This window comes from Vibrio sp. 1249-1 (assembly GCF_033340495.1).
Map to the genome: position 1 here is coordinate 1 of NZ_JAWOWJ010001189.1, position 513 is coordinate 513.

1 pseudogene is annotated in these 513 nt (G+C 49.5%); it reads left to right on the plus strand.

From position 1 onward, the window contains the following. Positions 1 to 513 (plus strand): annotated as a pseudogene (locus tag R7Z50_RS31190) (sigma-54-dependent transcriptional regulator); the annotation flags it as partial.

Below are 513 nucleotides of genomic sequence, written 5' to 3' on the forward strand. Positions count from 1 at the left end.
CCTGATAGCGATGGCCTCTCGATTTTAGAAAGCCTTATTGACCATCATATCCAAACGCCCGTTATCCTGATCACCGGACATGGGGATGTGGATATGGCGGTGAGTGCGTTGCAAAAGGGCGCATTTGACTTTATTGAGAAACCATTTCAGCCAGAGCGACTCTCGCAACGTGTGACGGAAGCGGTCGAGACTTATCGAGCGCAGACGTCAACGCAAGATCGTCAAGAATATCTCGCGAGCGTAAGTGGGCTCGAGGAAGTGCTGATTGGCCGAAGCCGGGTCATGCAGCAATTGCGTGAACAAGTTGCAAAGCTAGCGCGTATTGATACTAACGTCATTATTTATGGTGAAACGGGCTGTGGTAAAGAGCTGGTGGCTACCAGCCTGCATAAAGAAAGCCAACGAAAATTACATCGTTTTGTGCCAATAAATTGTGGCGCGATTCCCTAAAATCTGTTCGAAAGTGAGCTGTTTGGTCACGAGCCCGGCGCTGTTACCGGAGCAAGTAAACGA